17 protein-coding genes are annotated in these 18,095 nt (G+C 47.7%); 12 read left to right on the forward strand and 5 right to left on the reverse strand.

From position 1 onward, the window contains the following. Nucleotides 1-7: 7 nt before the first annotated feature. Entirely contained in the window at nucleotides 8-523 is a 516-nt protein-coding gene (locus MHZ92_RS09280) for an antibiotic biosynthesis monooxygenase family protein (protein WP_239431404.1), read from the reverse strand. A gap of 225 nt (nucleotides 524-748) precedes the next feature. Here MHZ92_RS09280 and hemE point away from each other — a divergent pair, with 225 nt between their 5' ends. From hemE to MHZ92_RS09300, 4 genes are read left to right on the forward strand one after another with little or no spacing between them, the layout of a single operon-like run. After that, on the forward strand, nucleotides 749-1,786 hold the full coding sequence (gene hemE / locus MHZ92_RS09285; protein WP_239431405.1) for a uroporphyrinogen decarboxylase: 1,038 nt from the start codon (nucleotides 749-751) through the stop codon (nucleotides 1,784-1,786). 31 nt (nucleotides 1,787-1,817) lie between these two features. Beyond that, nucleotides 1,818-2,750, forward strand: a complete 933-nt coding sequence (hemH, locus tag MHZ92_RS09290) for a ferrochelatase (RefSeq protein ID WP_239431406.1) — start codon at nucleotides 1,818-1,820, stop codon at nucleotides 2,748-2,750. A gap of 25 nt (nucleotides 2,751-2,775) precedes the next feature. Then, on the forward strand, nucleotides 2,776-4,197 hold the full coding sequence (hemY, locus tag MHZ92_RS09295) for a protoporphyrinogen oxidase (protein ID WP_239431407.1): 1,422 nt from the start codon (nucleotides 2,776-2,778) through the stop codon (nucleotides 4,195-4,197). Between the two features lie 52 nt (nucleotides 4,198-4,249). After that, on the forward strand, nucleotides 4,250-5,104 hold the full coding sequence (locus tag MHZ92_RS09300) for a glycerophosphodiester phosphodiesterase (protein WP_239431408.1): 855 nt from the start codon (nucleotides 4,250-4,252) through the stop codon (nucleotides 5,102-5,104). A gap of 46 nt (nucleotides 5,105-5,150) precedes the next feature. On the opposite strand, the gene yhfH (MHZ92_RS09305) is transcribed toward MHZ92_RS09300, so the two are convergent. From yhfH (MHZ92_RS09305) to yhfH (MHZ92_RS09315), 3 genes are all read right to left on the reverse strand, one after another. Next, nucleotides 5,151-5,276 (reverse strand): protein YhfH, encoded by a 126-nt coding sequence (gene yhfH / locus MHZ92_RS09305; RefSeq protein WP_239431409.1) that lies wholly within the window; start codon nucleotides 5,274-5,276, stop codon nucleotides 5,151-5,153. Between the two features lie 78 nt (nucleotides 5,277-5,354). Then, nucleotides 5,355-5,480 (reverse strand): protein YhfH, encoded by a 126-nt coding sequence (gene yhfH / locus MHZ92_RS09310; protein ID WP_239431410.1) that lies wholly within the window; start codon nucleotides 5,478-5,480, stop codon nucleotides 5,355-5,357. 79 nt (nucleotides 5,481-5,559) lie between these two features. Continuing rightward, nucleotides 5,560-5,685 carry a protein YhfH gene (gene yhfH, locus MHZ92_RS09315; protein WP_239431411.1) on the reverse strand — a complete coding sequence of 42 codons (126 nt, stop codon included), beginning with the start codon at nucleotides 5,683-5,685 and terminating at the stop codon, nucleotides 5,560-5,562. A 135-nt stretch (nucleotides 5,686-5,820) separates the two neighbouring features. Here yhfH (MHZ92_RS09315) and MHZ92_RS09320 point away from each other — a divergent pair, with 135 nt between their 5' ends. The 6 genes from MHZ92_RS09320 (at nucleotide 5,821) to MHZ92_RS09345 (ending at nucleotide 13,500) form a co-directional block, all read left to right on the forward strand. After that, complete coding sequence (locus tag MHZ92_RS09320) at nucleotides 5,821-6,816, forward strand: lipoate--protein ligase (RefSeq protein ID WP_239431412.1); 996 nt, start codon at nucleotides 5,821-5,823, stop codon at nucleotides 6,814-6,816. Nucleotides 6,817-7,329: 513 nt separating this feature from the next. Further along, entirely contained in the window at nucleotides 7,330-8,034 is a 705-nt protein-coding gene (locus tag MHZ92_RS09325; RefSeq protein ID WP_239431413.1) for a response regulator transcription factor, read from the forward strand. Next, a complete protein-coding gene (locus MHZ92_RS09330) occupies nucleotides 8,031-9,080 on the forward strand; it encodes a sensor histidine kinase (RefSeq protein WP_239431414.1) in 1,050 nt (349 codons plus the stop codon). The genes MHZ92_RS09325 and MHZ92_RS09330 overlap by 4 nt, the downstream gene beginning before the upstream one ends. Then, nucleotides 9,034-9,804 (forward strand): ABC transporter ATP-binding protein, encoded by a 771-nt coding sequence (locus MHZ92_RS09335; protein WP_239431415.1) that lies wholly within the window; start codon nucleotides 9,034-9,036, stop codon nucleotides 9,802-9,804. Before MHZ92_RS09330 ends, MHZ92_RS09335 begins: the two co-directional genes overlap by 47 nt. A gap of 30 nt (nucleotides 9,805-9,834) precedes the next feature. After that, nucleotides 9,835-11,760: an FtsX-like permease family protein gene (locus MHZ92_RS09340; RefSeq protein WP_239431416.1), complete on the forward strand. Its 1,926-nt coding sequence runs from the start codon at nucleotides 9,835-9,837 to the stop codon at nucleotides 11,758-11,760. A gap of 186 nt (nucleotides 11,761-11,946) precedes the next feature. Further along, nucleotides 11,947-13,500 (forward strand): fatty acid--CoA ligase family protein, encoded by a 1,554-nt coding sequence (locus tag MHZ92_RS09345; RefSeq protein ID WP_239431417.1) that lies wholly within the window; start codon nucleotides 11,947-11,949, stop codon nucleotides 13,498-13,500. Between the two features lie 469 nt (nucleotides 13,501-13,969). Here MHZ92_RS09345 and MHZ92_RS09350 read toward each other — a convergent pair whose 3' ends face one another. Next, nucleotides 13,970-14,902, reverse strand: a complete 933-nt coding sequence (locus MHZ92_RS09350; protein WP_239431418.1) for a LysR family transcriptional regulator — start codon at nucleotides 14,900-14,902, stop codon at nucleotides 13,970-13,972. Between the two features lie 56 nt (nucleotides 14,903-14,958). Here MHZ92_RS09350 and MHZ92_RS09355 point away from each other — a divergent pair, with 56 nt between their 5' ends. Together MHZ92_RS09355 and MHZ92_RS09360 are read left to right on the forward strand one after the other, a co-directional pair. Further along, a complete protein-coding gene (locus MHZ92_RS09355; RefSeq protein ID WP_239431419.1) occupies nucleotides 14,959-16,032 on the forward strand; it encodes a citrate synthase/methylcitrate synthase in 1,074 nt (357 codons plus the stop codon). Nucleotides 16,033-16,111: 79 nt separating this feature from the next. Further along, nucleotides 16,112-18,082, forward strand: a complete 1,971-nt coding sequence (locus MHZ92_RS09360; RefSeq protein ID WP_239431420.1) for a S9 family peptidase — start codon at nucleotides 16,112-16,114, stop codon at nucleotides 18,080-18,082. Nucleotides 18,083-18,095: the final 13 nt, after the last annotated feature.

An 18,095-nucleotide genomic window follows, 5' to 3' on the forward strand; every position in this document is an offset into this window, starting at 1 on the left:
GAAACGATCATTCACTGTCATCGATTTTCGCAACGTACGTCGTAATATACGAAGCGCTCGAGAAAATATGTGTCGTGTTATTCGCGAATTCTTTCATATCGTTCGATAAAGGAGATTGCTTGAACGCTTGCGAGTTTTTCCACCGATCATAGTCGGCGGGCTCCTCCCATTCGGTCATGACGACGTACGTGTCCGAATCGAGCGGTCGAAGCAGACGGAAAGCGATGAACCCTTTCTGGCTTTCAATGAGGCTGTCTCTTTTCGAAAATCGGTGTTCGAAGACAGGGCGGCCTTCATCCGTAACAGGGACGTTGTTGCAGACGAAGTATCCCTGTTCCTGCAATTTGCCGACAGAGCTGATCACTTCATACCGCCTCGGAGTCTGGAAGACCGACTTCGCTTCGGTTTCATGCAAAAGGACCGATTGGCCTCCGCCATGCATGAGAATCATCTCTTTCGTCGCATGGCGCTCTCGGAGTTTCTTCATGAAATCTCTCGTTCCGGTAGTGAAATACATATACATTCCCAAACCCTCCTTAAAAATTAACGTATATCTCATATTTTCCCTTAATCAGGCAATTAAAACAAACATTGTCGAATTGGTGGCGGCTAACAAGTGAAAGTGAGCACAATTTCATGACAAATCGGGACAAACACTATACATTCAAAAAGGAAACGTCTATATTTGAAAGCGAATATGTGAAGTTCGAAGTTCGAAAATAAGATAAAGAAAGTGGGAATCGATTTTATGACAACATTTAACGATACACTGCTTCGTGCTGCAAGAGGAGAAAAAATCGAACATACGCCTGTTTGGTTTATGAGGCAGGCGGGCCGTTCTCAACCTGAATACCGTAAAATCAAAGAGAAGTATTCACTTGAAGAGATTACTCACCAGCCGGAGCTTTGTGCTTATGTAACAAAGCTGCCTGTCGACAACTATAATGTCGATGCTGCGATCTTGTATAAGGATATTGTAACGCCACTTCCGGGAATTGGAGTGGATGTAAAAATAAAAGCGGGTGTCGGCCCGGTCATTTCCAATCCAATCCGTTCGGTTCAGGATGTACATAATCTCGGAGAGCTTTCGCCGGAGGACCACATCCCTTACGTCATCGATACGATTAAAATCTTGAAAGAACAATTGACTGTACCCCTGATCGGCTTTGCGGGGGCGCCATTCACGCTTGCAAGCTACATGATTGAGGGTGGACCTTCCAAAAGCTATAATTTGACAAAATCCTTCATGGTGTCCGAGCCTGAAGCATGGTTTGCACTAATGGATAAATTAGGAGACACGATCGTTGCATCGATCAAAGCTCAAGTGAAGGCGGGAGCGGCGGCAATCCAAGTATTCGACTCATGGGTCGGCGCATTGAACGTTTCCGATTACCGTACGTTCATCAAACCAGTTATGACTCGAGTTTTCACTGAGCTTCGCGAATTGAATGTTCCATTGATCACGTTTGGCGTTGGTGCAAGCCACTTGGCGAATGAATGGCATGACCTTCCTGTCGACGTCGTCGGATTGGACTGGCGTTTATCTATTAAGGAAGCTGGGGAAAGAGGATTAACGAAAACATTACAAGGCAACTTGGATCCTTCCTTGCTTCTTGCGGATTGGAACATCATCGAGGAACGTGCAAAAGTGATCGTTGAACAGGGCGTCGAGCACGGCAGCCATATTTTCAACCTCGGCCACGGTGTCTTCCCTGAAGTCCAGCCGGCAACATTGAAACGTTTAACAGAGTTTGTTCACGAATATAGTATGCAGCTTCGCAAATAATCACGCGAAAAACGAAAAAGAGGTGCAATTGATGACAAAAAAGAAAATGGGCCTATTAGTCATGGCGTACGGAACGCCATATAAGGAAGAGGATATCGAGCCGTATTACACGCATATCCGGCGCGGTCGTCCGCCAGCACCGGAACAACTGGAAGACCTTAAGGCGCGCTATCAAGCGATCGGCGGCATTTCACCGCTTGCAAAAATTACAGAAAATCAGGCGAATGCGCTCGGTGACCGTCTGAATGAGATGCAGAATGAAATCGAATTTAAGGTATACGTCGGATTGAAGCACATTACTCCATTCGTCGAAGAGGCAGTTGAACAGATGGAAGCGGATGGAATAAAAGAAGCGGTGTCGATCGTATTGGCACCCCATTATTCATCTTTCTCGGTGAAATCATACAACGAACGGGCGAAGGAAGAAGCTGAGAATCATGGCATCTCCATTACATCGGTCGAAAGCTGGTACAAGCAGCCGAAATTCATCGAATACTGGTCCGACAAAATCCGTGCCACGTATGAAACGATGAGTGAAGCAGAGCGGGAAAAAGCGTGCCTGATCGTTTCGGCACACTCCTTGCCTGAAAAAATCAAGCAATTCGGCGATCCTTATCCTGAGCAATTGGAAGAGACGGCTCAATTGATCGCGGAAGCAGCAGATGTGAAACAGTATGCAGTCGGTTGGCAAAGTGAAGGACAAACGGGTGAGCCGTGGCTCGGGCCGGACGTCCAAGATTTAACACGCGATTTGCATGAGAAGGAAGGCTATACAACATTCGTTTACACACCGGTCGGCTTCGTGTCGGACCATTTGGAAGTCCTGTATGACAACGACTACGAGTGTAAAGTCGTATGTGATGAAATCGGTGCATCGTATTACCGTCCGGCTATGCCGAATACGGATCCGCTTTTCATCAGCTCAATGGCAGACGCAGTACGTGAACAATTGAAGAACGCCTGACGGCAGCTAGGAAGTGATGATGAACATGAGTGAACAGAAAAAAAGGGTCGTCATCGTCGGTGGAGGGATCACCGGGCTTTCCGCGGCATTTTATATGCAAAAAACGGCACGTGAACAAAACTTGCCGATTGAAGTAATGCTGATTGAGGCGACGAATCGTCTTGGCGGGAAGATCCAGACGGTCCGCCGGGACGGCTTTGTCATCGAACGAGGACCGGACAGTTTCCTTATAAGGAAGAAAAGTATGGAGACATTCGCAAAGGATCTCGGCATCGACGGAGACCTTGTGCGAAATGCAACTGGACAAGCGTATATTCTTGTGAATGGAAAATTGCATCCTATCCCAGGCGGTTCCGTCATGGGAATTCCGACAAAAGTCGGTCCATTCTTGAAATCGGATCTGTTTTCATTGGCAGGCAAGTTGAGGGCAGCGGGAGATATCGTCTTGCCGCGCTCGAGGGCGGATAAAGATCAGTCACTCGGTCACTTCTTCCGCCGTCGATTCGGGACGGAACTCGTCGAAAACCTCATCGAACCGCTCTTATCGGGAGTGTATGCGGGAGATATCGACCATATGAGCTTGCAGTCGACGTATCCGCAGTTTTTCGAAGTGGAAAAGAAACACCGTAGCCTGATCCTCGGCATGAAGAAAACGACGCCGAAGCAAGTACCGCAAAAAGACGGCCACGGAGCTTCCCGAAAAGGGGCGTTCCATTCGTTCCGGAATGGCCTTGAATCAATCGTGGAAGCTGCAGAACAGCAGCTGGAACAAGGTACAGTACGTAAAGGGATTCGCATCGAAGGCATTTCCAAACAGGGGGATCAAACCGTACTCGAACTGAATACGGGGGAGACAGTCGTCGCTGATTCGGTCATTTTAACGACTGGCCATATGGCGGCAAGCCAGATTTTCGCCTCCCATGGACTGCTCGAAGGGCTGAAGGAAATTCAGACGACATCCGTCGCGACGGTTGCTCTCGCGTTTCCGGAGGAGTCCATCGTCCAAGATACGGAAGGAACCGGCTTCCTCGTGTCCCGAAGCAGCGATTATTCGATCACTGCCTGTACTTGGGTCCATCGGAAATGGCCGACGACGACGCCGGAAGGAAAAGTCTTGTTGCGCGCGTTCGTCGGACGTGTCGGTGAAGACGCGATTGTCGATTTGCCGGACGATGAAATTGAGCGGATCGTGCTCGAAGATCTCGGGAAAATTATGACGATCAAAGGCAAGCCGGACTTCACGGTCATTACACGCTTCAAGGAAGACCGCCCGCAATACCGGGTCGGTCATCGCGAACGTGTCGACGCCGCTCGTGCCGAATTGAAAGAAGCTTTTCCGAACGTCAAATTGGCAGGCGCCTCTTATGACGGTGTCGGATTGCCGGACTGTATTAACCAAGGTAAAGCAGCAGTGGAAGAAGTCATTGCTGATCTATTTGCGAAATAAAATCGAAAAGTCCGCCCCTGTGCGGACTTTTTATATTAGAAAGGAATGTTATATGAGAAAGCTAGTATTCATAATCAGTACAGTGATTTTATTGTCCGCTTGCTCCATCGGCAATACATGGGATAACCCGATGCCAGAAGAAGGCTTCCTCATAATCGCGCACCGTGGTGCCTCCGCATACGAACCAGAAAATACGATACCTTCCTTCAAACTTGCAGAACATCTCGATTCGGACTATGTCGAGCTTGACGTCCATTTGACGAAAGACGGAGAACTGATCGTCATGCACGACGATGACGTAAAGCGGACGACGGAAGCGGTCGGTAAAATAAAGGACTACACACTAGCCGAATTGAAACAGCTGACTGCGAATGAGGATAAAGGTGAAAAGGTCGCCGTTAGCGGCAAGGATGAAGAGGCATACGAAATCCCGACTTTACAAGAAGTCATCAACGAGATGGAAGAGGATATCCGCTACGTCATTGAATTGAAAGATACGGAGCAATATCCTGGCGTAGAAGAGGAATTGGTCCGTTTACTGAAGGAAAATGACATGATCGGCGTTGACGGACAGCAGTATCCAAAAGCGGTCATCCATTCATTCGATGAAAAGGCATTGAAACAAGTGCATAAAATAGAACCAACCATTCCATTGCTACAATTGATTTCTTTCGAAGAAGGGGAAGAAGCGCGAATTTCGGAGGAGGAACTGGAGGATATAAAAACATACGCCTCAGGCATTAGCGTAAGCTACGAGGCACTGACGCCTCCTTTCGTCAACACGATGAAAGACGAAGGGCTTGCGGTGTACGGGTATACGGTTAATGACGAGGAAGCTGCCTTGCGGTTGAAAGCGATGGGCGTGAACGGGATTCATACGGATGAGCCGGATATATTGGAAGAATGATAAGTAAAACAGCTGAGATACGGGTTCTCAGCTGTTTTACTGTTTATTATATGATGTTGCACTCATCGCATTTATTGCTGTAGCATTCGTGCTGTTCCTCGATTTCTTTTCCACACTCGGCACAGCTTTTCGCAGGCAGGTTTTTGAAAAACTCAATGACATTCTCTAACATTGGCGTTCCTCCTATCTTGTTGTATTAGTACTAAATGGGTGTTTGTACTGTTGTGATATAACAGCCGAGGTAAAAAAATTAGACGATGTTGCACTCGTCACATTTATTGCTGTAGCATTCGTGCTGTTCCTCGATTTCTTTTCCACACTCGGCACAGCTTTTCGCAGGCAGGTTTTTGAAAAACTCAATGACATTCTCTAACATTAGCGTTCTCTCCTCTCTTTCTGTAATAGTACTAAATGAGTAATTCTACAATTGTAATATAACAGGTACGATAAAAAAATTAGACGCTGTTGCACTCGTCACATTTATTGCTATAGCATTCATGCTGTTCCTCAATATTTTTTCCACATACGACACAGACTTTAGCAGGCAGGTTTCTGAAAAACTCAACGATACTCTCGATCATTTTTTCATCCTCCTATTGTTCTATAACTAAATTTGTTAGAGTGATTGTAATATAACAGCCAATCAAATGTCAAGACTTATATGTTCTTTTCAGATAAAATAAATGTAAATTCATTTACATAGGGAGCGATAACTAATGTATTTCGTTGATAATAAAGGCATTAAAGATCCAAGGATCAACCTTGCGATCGAAGAGTATGTATTGAAAAACATGGATGTCGATAAAGATTCGTTCTTGCTGTTCTATATCAACGAACCGTCCATCATCATCGGACGGAACCAGAATACGGTCGAGGAGATTAATACAGAGTATGTCGATGAGAATGGCATACACGTCGTCCGCAGACTTTCAGGCGGAGGCGCTGTCTACCATGACGTAGGGAACCTCAATTACAGCTTCATTACGAAAGACGACGGAGAGTCGTTCCGCAACTTCAAAAAATTCACCGAGCCGGTCATTAAAGCGCTGGCAGAAATGGGCGTTAAGGCGGAGTTGCTAGGCCGCAATGATATTCTTGTAGAAGGTAGGAAAGTTTCAGGCAATGCGCAATTTGCGACACACGGCCGCATGTTTACGCACGGGACGTTAATGTTCGATACGGAAATCGAGCGAGTCGTGTCTGCATTGAAAGTGAAGAAAGATAAAATTGAATCGAAAGGGATCAAATCGATCCGCAGCCGTGTAGCAAACATTTCCGAGTTCATTGAAGAGCCGATGACGATCGAACAATTCCGGATGAACATTTTGAAATCAATTTTCGAAGGTGAAGAGAACATCCAATATTGGGAGCTAACGGATGAAGATTGGGACAACATCCGTGCATTGTCCGCTGAACGATACGGGAACTGGGATTGGAACTATGGAAAATCCCCCAAATTCAACATGCAGCATTCCCATCGTTTCCCTGTCGGCGGCATCGATGTGCGCTTGCAAGTTGAAAAAGGGAATATTATTGATGATGTCAATATTTACGGAGACTTCTTTGGCGTCGGTGAGGTGGCGGTCGTTGAAGAAAGCTTGAAAGGTGTACAATACGATCGCGAATCAATCAGAAAAGCGCTCGACGCAATCGACATCCCGACAATATTAGGCGGAATTACGAAAGAAGAGTTCATTAATTTAATATACTAAGTAGAAGACCGGTGCAAACCGGTTTTTTCTTTTGTCCTAGTTTATGCTAGATGGTATCAGCTTGTGTGGTTACCTCGGTTTCGACTGAGATTTTATCTTTTGAATGCTGAGTGGTGATAAACCTTGTCTGAGTGGTGATAAACCTTGTCTGAGTGGTGATAAACCTTGTCTGAGTGGTGATAAAGTCGTCCTAAGTGGTGATAAACATTGTCTGAGTGGTGATAAAGCCTTCCTAAGTGGTGATAAACTTCCGCTGAGTGGTGATAAGTTGTAGTCAATCGGTGACGACAGGCCGAGAATCGGTGGTAAAGTCCTCCGAATCGGTGGTAATGCATCGAGATTCGGTGGTAAACCATATAGAGTCGGTGGTAACGGGCCGAGAAACGGTGATAACCCGGATAATGTCGGTGATAAAGTCGCCCAAGTCGGTAATAACCCATTTCGCCCACGCCCGCCGAGCGTACATTCCATTTTTACGATATAATATACGGAATAGCGAAGGGGGAATTTACGATGAGGAACCACCGTATCTTCATTGTTGAGGATGATAAAAAAATTGCGCGGCTGTTGGCGGATACGTTGCGCAAATACCAATATGATGTAGCGATTGTCGAGGATTTCGATAATGTGGAGGCGGAGTGTTCCGCGTTCGATCCGCATCTGATACTCCTCGATATTAATCTGCCTTCCTACGACGGGTATTATTGGTGCAGGCAGCTTCGGCAGACGACGACATGCCCGATTATTTTCATCTCCGCACGTTCGGGCGATATGGATCAAGTGTTTGCGCTCGAAAACGGAGGGGATGACTTCATTACGAAACCTTTCCACTACGAGATCGTCCTTGCGAAGATCAGAAGCCATTTGAGAAGGGCATTCGGAGAATATGCTCCGAGCCAAGGGGAACGCACCATAAAGCTCGGTTCACTCGAGCTGTTCATTGAACGGATGGAACTTCATTTACGGAATGAAGAAATTCCGCTTCAAAAAAAGGAGTGCGTTATTCTTGAGCTGCTGATGGAGGCGTCACCGAAAGTCGTATCGCGGGAGACATTGCTGGAAGAATTATGGGATGATCAATCCTTTGTCGATGAAAACACACTCAATGTAAATATGACGCGCGTGCGGAAAAAGCTAGCGGATTATGGCGTGCAATCGGTCATTGAGACGGTTCGCGGTTCGGGCTACCGTTTCCTTATTGCGCCGGAGGAATCATGAAGATCATTGTTTTATTCCTAAAAGAGCATTTGTCATGGCTCATTTTTGAAATGCTGCTCGTGACATTCATCCTCGTCTTATATTGGCTGGACGGATTCCGGGGGCTCAATACAGCAATCTACTCGATCATTATGAGCTTGCTGTTGACGGCGGGGTTCCTTGTTGGGAAGTTTATCACCCGGCGCTCGTATTACGAAGCGATTCTTCGAAAGCCAGAAAAGATGGAAGATGCGCTCATCCGAAAAGTGCAGACAGCGGAGCAACTGCAATCAGCTGCATTCATGCGCGATTTGTATGGGCTGTATCAAGCCGAAGTGCAATCATTGTACGCATCCCAGCATCGGCAGCTGCAGTTCGTCAATCAATGGGTGCACCAGATGAAGACGCCGATCTCCGTCATCAATTTGCTGCTCCAGGAAGAGGGCGAGCTTGATAAACGTAGCGTCCGCGAAGAAATGGATAAAATCCAGCGTGGGCTCGATATCGTGCTCCTCAACGCCCGGCTTGAGACGTTCGAGGAAGACATGCAGATCGAGCGAGTCGGCTTGAAAAGTCTCGTTCAGCAAATTGTGACGGACCATAAACGCCTTTTCATTGCGAATGGCGTGTTTCCGGTCATTTCGATCGATGAGTCGCTCGTCGTCGCAACGGATGCGAAATGGATGAAGATTGTCATCGGGCAATTCATTACAAATGCTGTAAAATATACGTTTGAAAAAGGGAAGCGCCTTTATTTGTCTACGAAACAGACGGCTATCGGCTTTGAACTTACAATCCGTGATGAAGGGATCGGCATTCCGAAATCCGATTTGAAGCGGGTGACGAAGGCATTCTTTACGGGTGAAAACGGCCGATTGACTGGTGAATCGACTGGAATGGGGCTGTACATCGCTGATGAGATCTGTTTGAAGCTCGGGCATCCATTGACGATTGAATCGGAAGTGGGGCAAGGGACTTCCGTCAGGATTCTGTTTACAAATGGAGAGATAGGTGAAGCGGATGAAGAAATCGATCGTGAAATTGGAGCAAGTGACGAAGATCTATGAAGGGAAAGTGATGCACCGAGCGCTGAACCGACTCGACTTTGAGGCGGACCAGGGCGAATTCATTGCCATCATGGGGCCTTCCGGGAGCGGGAAGACGACGTTGTTAAACATCATTTCGACGATCGACATGCCGACGTACGGGCGTGTCATCATTGACGGCATCGAGCCCGAAGCGTTGAATTCGAATGAATTGGCGCTCTTCAGGCGTCATAATTTCGGCTTCGTCTTCCAAGACATCAATTTACTTTCAAGTTTGACGTTAGAAGAAAATATTGTCCTGCCGCTCACATTGGATGGGTTACCGATCGCGGAAATGAAAAAACGGGTCGAACAGCTTGCGAAGCAGTTGAGCTTGAAGGATATTCTCAACCGACGTCCGGATGAACTGTCGGGTGGACAGGCACAGCGGACCGCTGTCGGACGAGCACTGATCCATAAGCCGAAGCTCATTTTGGCGGATGAACCGACCGGAAACCTCGACTCGAACTCGGCAAAGGAAGTCCTCGAATTGCTCAGCGTTGTGAATCAAACCGAGCGGACAACGATCATTATGGTGACGCATGATCCGATTGCGGCGAGCTATTGCGATCGCGTGCTGTTCATCAAGGACGGCGAGTTTTTCAATGAAATCTATAAGGACGAGCGGCGCCAGACGTTTTTCCAGCGCATTTTGAATGTGCTCAGTTTACTTGGAGGGAATGTCCATGATTTGCGGATGCTGTAACAGTGACAGCCGAATAAGGAGGAGTGCTTCATGACATTTCGCCAGTTCGCTTTTCGAAATGTCGTGCGCAACCGTCGGATTTACGCTGCCTTCTTCATGGCGAGCGTTTTTTCGGTCATGGTGTTTTTTCTTTATTCCATGCTGCTGTTCCATCCGTCGATTGAAGGAAGTGCGCTTCAGGAGATCGCGGTGCTCGGCATGGGGATTGCCGAAATCATTCTGTACATATTCACGATGTTCTTTCTGTTTTATTCGATGCGAGCCTTTTTGCTCGCAAGAACGAAGGAATTCGGCATCCTCCTTCATTTAGGGATGGAGAAGCGGCAGTTGCACCGTCTCATTTTCATTGAAACTCTCATTATCGGTGCAGCTTCGATTGGCATCGGGATATTTTTAGGATATATGTTTTCGAAGTTTTTCTTTATGGTCGTCAAAAATATTGTCATGCTGCCGGCGCTTCCCTTGTATTTATCATGGGAACCTTTCGCGTTAACCGTCGGAGCATTCCTAAGCTTATTCATCATCATCTCTTGGGTCGCTCCGGTTTTCATCCGGACAGGTAATCTCGACGAATTGATTCGCGGAGAGGCTGTAGGTGGTGTCGGGCAGCATGGCTTTTCAAAAGTCCGTGGTGTGATCGGTCTTCTTCTAATTGGTCTGTCCTATTGCATGGCTGCTTTCACATCGAACAGCATCGTGATCGGGCTCATTTTCCTATTGCCTCCGCTCGCGACGCTTGGAACGTATTTCTTTTTCACGGACTCATTGCCGTTCCTCCTTCATTTATTCAAAGTGCGGAAGGAGTTCTATTGGCGGCATTTTAGATTGCTCGCGATTTCGGAAGGCGTCATTCGGCTGAAAGAGAACGCCCGGATGTTTTTCATCGTGACAATCGTCTCAACGGTCGCGTTCATGTCGGTCGGTATCCTCGCGTCCCTCACGTCATTCGCGTCCCAATACCGGGCAATGAACCCGCTCGGACTTGTCTACGAAAGCTTTCCGGGCAATGAACTCGAGGAGGAGCATATTAACCGGCTCGGCTATGAACTGAGGAAGAACGAGATCGACTACACATACGTCCGTTTCCCTATTCTGAAACAGCGGTCATCGTTGACGAGCTATACAGTGACGATCATCAAAGTTTCGAGCGTCAACAGGCTGTCAAAGTCACTTGGCTACCAGGCGTTCGAATTGAAGGAAGGAGAGGCACTCTTCCTGCCACCGACCGCCTCTACTTATGAGCAGCTGAACAGTCAAACTGTCGAGACGGTTCTAGAGGAAAGCGGCATTGCGGTACGGATTAACGGCGCTTATCCGTATCAATTGTTCCCGGCTCATGCGATCGGTACAAACACGATCATCTTGAATGATGCTGACTATACGAAGTTAGCTGAGCTAGTTGAGCCATCTTCCGTCTATCACGCCTTCGATATCCCAGACTGGCAGAACACGAAAAACATCGGGTTGAAGATCGAGAATACATTGACGGAATCGCTGTTGACTGGGACGCGCAGCGAACTGCGCTTCAACTTTGACAACCCGGGACTCAATTATTCCATCATGCGCACAACGTTTACGCTGTTACTATTCATCGGGCTGTTGCTCGCAGGGGTGTTCCTGCTGGCCGCGGGAAGTTTTATCTACTTCCGTCTCTATACATCGCTCGAAAGCGACCGCAAGCAATTCGATGTGCTGAAGCGCATGGGGATTACGGACAAGGAATTTAAAAAAATCGTCAACCGACAGCTCATCCCGCAGTTTTTTGTTCCATGGGGCGTGGCCCTCGTCCATAGCTCATTTGCGTTCCTGTCGTTGCAAGTCATTTGGGACGCCCTCGCGGAAATTTCCATCGTCCGCGAACTGACGATGGTGCTCGTCGGCTTTACGGTTTTACAAATCATTTATTTCTACCTCATCCGTTGGCGCTATTTAGCCCATATCAGGATACCGGGTTGACCATTGCCGCCTTCCCTCATGTGGGGAAGGTTGAGGTAATTATTTTCTTGAAATAAAAAGTGTTTCCCATCGATGTGTGATATGCATAGATTTTCTAAAAGTATTGTAAACTTTAAATTTTTCTTATATAATAATAGCGGGATTGAATGAATAGTCATTCATTTTATGAAAGGGAGGATGTTCAGTATGAATTTGGTAACTCAAGTTTACGAAACATCAAAGCTGCAGCCTGGGAAAACTGCATATCACTTCATGGGGAAAGACACTACGTATGCAGAGTTCGATCAGTCAGTGTCAATGTTTGCGTCTGCATTGGAGGATTTAGGAATCGAAAAAGGGGATCATATCGCCTTACTGTTAGGGAATACGCCGCATTTCCTCATTTCGCTTTATGCGACGATGCGAATCGGGGCGACTGCGATTCCAATCAATCCGATTTATTCACCTGACGAAATTTCATACATTTTACATAATAGCGATGCGAAGGCGGTTATTGCGCTCGATCAATTACTGCCTTTAGTCGAGAAAGCATCCGCTTCGTTCCCATCGATCGAGCAGTATATCATCTGTGAAATGACTGCTGACATCGGGGAGAAAGTGGCGGCATTGCCGGATCGTGTGAAAGCGAAAGTGAAACTGTTTTCCGAGTTGATCAAGACAGGTCGTCCGGATTTCGAACCTGTCGCAGTTGACGGAAATGAAACCGCTGTCATCTTGTATACGTCCGGAACGACGGGCTATCCGAAAGGCGCGATGCTGACGCATCATAATTTATATTCGAATGCGCGTGATGTCGCGGATTATTTAGGGTTCGCGGAAAACGACCGGGTCGTCGCAACGTTGCCTGTTTTCCACGTGTTCGCGCTAACTGTCGTCGTCAACGCACCATTGCTTAGAGGAGCGACGATCTTGCTCGTGCCGCGATTCAGCCCGGCGGATGTGTTCCAAACGATAAAGAGGCAAAAGGCAACCGTGTTTGCGGGAGTGCCAACGATGTACAATTTCCTGTATCAATTCCCGGAAGCCAAACCCGCGGATTACAGCACAATCCGCCTATCGATTTCGGGAGGGGCGTCGATGCCGGTCGCGTTGCTGCACAACTTTGAGAATAAATTCAACGTGAAAATCTCAGAAGGCTACGGCCTATCAGAAGCGTCTCCAGTCACATGCTTTAATCCGCTAGACCGCGAACGGGTGCCGGGATCGATCGGCACGAATATCGTCAATGTCGTGAATAAAGTTGTCGACGAATTTGGCGATGAAGTGCCAGTCGGCGAAGTCGGCGAGCTCGTCGTCCAAGGGCCGAACGTCATGAAAGGCTATTACAAAATGCCGGAAGAAACCGCCGTTGCCATCCGTGACGGTTGGCTGTACACGGGCGACTTGGCCAAACAGGATGAAAAAGGCTATTTCTATATCGTCGACCGGAAAAAAGACTTGATCATCGTCGGCGGCTATAACGTCTATCCGCGCGAAGTCGAAGAGGTGCTCTTCACACATGAAGACATCGTCGAAGCCGCTGTCGTCGGCGCTCCAGATCCCGACTTCGGCGAACAAGTCCAAGCTTTCGTCGTTGTGAAAGAGGGATCTAAAGTGGACGCCGAACAACTGAAAGCTTACTGTGCGAGCCGCCTCGTGAAATACAAAATACCGAATGTTATCGAGTTTTTGGACGAGCTGCCGAAGAATACGACCGGTAAAATTTTGCGCCGCTCGTTGAAAGATCGAGTGAGGCAGTAAGTGCGGAGGCCCTTCCACGTGGCGTGGTAGGGCTTTTTTGGCAAGGGCTCAATTGAAGGATTTTCACCTTTCTTGGCGAATAGTGTCAGTGGGGGTGAGATAAGTGATATCAACATTTACAAAGGGACAGTATATTGGTGAATTCACTTTAGGGCCTGGTATTCCGAATATGAGGTCTGGTGTAGATCGAATTGTAGGGATGTGCAAAAGAGAAAACGGAGCTCAAGAAGTCGAAATCCATCAGGTTCTATGGTGTGGTGAAAACAAGTACGCGGTTATTTTAAACTATTATAAAGCATCGAAGACTAATATTTATTAAGCACTCAATTCTTTGGGTGCTTTTTCTATGCCTAAAATAAAGGAGGCGGATGGTGATATGAAGCTTAGAACCCTGAAAAGCAGAAAGAGCCTTGATAAGTGGTCGAGGGATGCTCCAAAATTCCCCGTTGAAGGTCCATTCCACCATCCACTACCCAAAATAATAAGCCGAAATCTCCCGAATGAACTCTTCCTCCAATTCGCCTTTCTTTTTCACGAGAATGAACGTTGAAACGGTCGGCAACCGAAAAAGATCGAAATGCGGGCGCATGAGCCGGCCTTCTGTCAGTTCGCGGCGGACGATGGAATGGGGGAGGAACGAGACGCCGAGCCCTTCCTGGATGAAGCGTTTCGCGATATGCGGCTGTGTCACTTTCATCGTACGTAACCCCGGTACATGTTTGTTCAAAACGACAAGCAAATCGTCCCAATAGACGGGGTGATGATGCGTCAGTAAATAATTCCCGAGCAACGCCTCCTCCACATCGACAGGCGGCCCGCTTTCCTCGTCGTAGCTATCATTTGGTGTAATGAAAACAATCGGATCATCGTAGACACGGAACGACTCAATGCCTTTTAACGTTGCGTCCAACGCCGAAATGCCCAAATGGACTTCGCCCGAATCGACAAGCTGCTCGATCATCGCGGATTCTTCCACTCGGATCGTGATTTCCACATCAGTATGCCGCTCCATGAACGTCCGCAAGAAATACGGTAAAATCGTCTCCGCCATGAGCGGCGAAATGGCGATTGTCCACATCCGGCGATACCCTTGTGCAAATGCATGCATCCGATTCACGCTATCATCCAACCGCGCCAACAGCTTCGTCGCTTCTGCGTAAAATAATCTACCCGCATCGGTCAACGAAACACGATTATTGATCCGGTCGAATAGCTGAACACCTAACTGCTCCTCAAGAAGCTTAATATGTACCGTGACCGTCGGCTGCGACAACAGCAATTTCTCTGATGCCTTCCTGAAGTTCAATGTCTCCGCCGCCACGACGAATGTTCGAAGCCATTGCGTATCCATCCCCCAACCGCCTTCCTGATTAATAAAATTAATCAAATCATTCCAAAACATTCAATTTACCTAATTATACCTTTCTCTTATACTGAAGAAAAGGAGGAGGAATGATCATGTTTCAAAAAGGTTTGAAAGATGTCGTTGCAGTACACACGAAAATCGCTTCAGTCGAAGGGGATATTGGAGAACTCCGTTACCGTGGGGTCCTAGTAGGTGAGCTTATCAATGAGCATTCATTCGAGGAGATTGCATATTTCCTCTGGAACGGAAAATTCCCGGACGAAAACGAATCATTTACACTTCAAGACGGAAGAGACTTACCCCCTCATGTAAAAAAGATCATCGACGCTCTCCCGCCCGAAACGCCATTGATGGACGCGATGCGTACCGCCATATCTGCATACGTGCATGAAAGTTTCACGAATCAATCGATCGAACAGCAAGCGCTTCATCTCACAGCGGCGCTGCCCGTCATCATCGCGAGACATTACCGGAACGCGAACGGACTACTAATCATAGAGCCGGACCCAGCTTTATCCCATACAGCCAACTACTTATGGATGCTTACCGGCACTAAACCTTCAGACGTCCATGTTGAATCGCTTGAAACGTATTTGAAATTGACGATGGAACACGGGATGAACGCGTCCACTTTCGCAGCCAGGGTGACCATTTCCACTGAGTCAGATCTGACGGCAGCTGTCACGTCCGCTCTCGGCACGATGAAAGGGCCATTGCATGGCGGCGCTCCTTCAGCGGTCATCGAACTGCTTGAAGAGATTGGCACAATCGAAAACATCCGACCGATCATCGAGCAAAAATTGCAAACCGGCGAACGGATCATGGGATTCGGCCACCGCATTTATAAAACGGAAGATCCCCGTTCGATCATATTACGAGACAAATGCGAAAACCTGTCAGGGAAAGACGGGTGGCTCGACCTCGCGACAGCGGCCGAAAAAGAGATTATCGCATTGCTCGAAACATACAAGCCTGGTCGTAAACTATACACGAACGTCGAGTATTACGCAGCCGCAATCATGCGCGCGATTAACATGCCGCCAGAACTGTTCACCCCGACATTCAGCGCAGCGAGAATGGTGGGATGGACGGCCCACGCCATCGAACAATTAAGCGACAACACGATCTTCCGGCCGCAATCCGTCTATATCGGAAAAAAGTCTTGAAATAAATCAAAATATTAAAAGGGAAAACTCCTCCGGATGTCGAAATATGTAGGAGAGAAAAATAGAAGGGGGAATTCCCATGAGAAACTTACAAACAGAAGATTTATTCAAACTGCAATCGGTCACGAATCCACAGCTTTCGCCTGATGGAAAAGAAGCAGTATTCATCAAAACGCATATCGACGAAGAGGAAAATAAATATATTTCCAACCTATACCACATCGACTTAGCGACGAAAGAAACGACGCAATGGACATACGGAAAACACCGTGTCAGCTCGCCAAAATGGTCCGCGGACGGCAAGCAGATCGCTTTTTTGTCGAATCGCGATGATAAAAATCAGCTTTACATCCTTTCCGCCCGCGGAGGCGAAGCGAAAAAGCTCACTTCATTTGAAAAGGGTGTTTCCAGCTTCGAATGGTCACCATGCGGAACGAAAATCTGGTTTGACGCTTCTGTGAAGGAAGGCAAGAAGTTCACGGACAAAGAAGAGAAGGATGAAAAGAAAAAGCCTGAACCGGTTCGCGTGACAAAAATGAAATATAAAATGGACGGCGTCGGTTTATTGCCGCAGGATTCATTCAAGCAAATCGGTGTCATCGACATTGCAACGGAAGAAGTTACTCAATTTACGGAAGGGAATCACCAGCATACGTTACAGGCTGTTTCGAATGACGGCAAACAGCTCGTCATCGGTGTGAACCGGAGCGAGAATTTGGATCATGAATTCCGCCAACCTCTTTATTTAGTCGATATCGAGTCGAAAGAAGAGACGGTCATCGTCGAAGAACAAGGCTACTACGGTGGTGCTAGATTCTCATTCGACGACAACTATATCGCTTTTGTCGGCTCGGATCGCACGTTCCAAAACGCGACGCACGGCAATTTGTATGTATATGACACGAGACGTGGCAATACAATCAATATTACGGAAAGCGTTGATGCTCCGGTCGGGGATTATACGGTTGCGGACCATCAGCAAGGGGCAAGTGCACCAAGTGCTGAATGGACGAAGGACAATCATTTGTATTTCCAACTTTCTGCGATGGGCGATGTCCGCCTTTATTTCGCGACGCTTGAAGGGGAGCTGTATCCGGCAACTGCTGAAAACGAGCACGTCTATGGCTATGCCGTCCATCGGGAAGGCGATTTCGCGTTAGTCGCGGTGAGCGATCCGGTAAATCCAGGCGAAATTTATCAATTGACGATTGCAACGGGCGAAAGGGAAGCCCTTACTTCATTCAATAAAGACTATTTGCAGGAAGTGAAACTCGTTAAGCCGGAAGCGATTGTATTCAAAGGCGCGAAAGACTGGGATGTGCACGGTTGGCTCATGAAACCGGCTGGCTACAAGGAAGGGGAGAAGTACCCACTAATCGTTAACATCCACGGTGGACCGCATACGATGTACGGGAATTCTTTCTTCCATGAAATGCAGCTTTTTGCAGCGAAGGGGTATGGTGTGTTATACACTAATCCGCGCGGCAGCCACGGCTACAGCCAGGAATTTGTTGATGCAGTTCGCGGTGATTACGGCGGCGGCGACTATGCAGACATTATGGCGTCGGTCGACTATGTTTTGGCGGAAAATGAATGGATTGACGGAGATCGCCTCGGTGTAACGGGTGGCAGCTACGGTGGCTTCATGACGAACTGGATCGTCGGCCATACGAACCGTTTCAAAGCGGCGGTGACGCAACGTTCAATCTGTAACTGGATCAGTTTCTTCGGCGTATCCGACATCGGCTACTACTTCAGCGACTGGCAAATCGCGGCAGACATGAAGGACGTTGAAACACTTTGGAAGCATTCACCGTTGAAATACGCGGAGAACGTGGAGACGCCACTATTGATTCTACATTCGGAAAAAGACTTCCGCTGCCCAATCGAACAAGCGGAACAGCTATATATTACATTAAAGAGCATGGGGAAAGAGACGGAATTCGTCCGTTTCCCGGATGCTGACCATAACTTATCGCGGACCGGTGCACCGAATCTGCGTGTTGAGAGGTTGAACGAGATTACGGGCTGGTTCGAGAAATACCTATAAGAACCGGAGGATT

Source organism: Sporosarcina sp. ACRSL (genome assembly GCF_022346605.1).
Taxonomy (GTDB): Bacteria; Bacillota; Bacilli; order Bacillales_A; family Planococcaceae; genus Sporosarcina.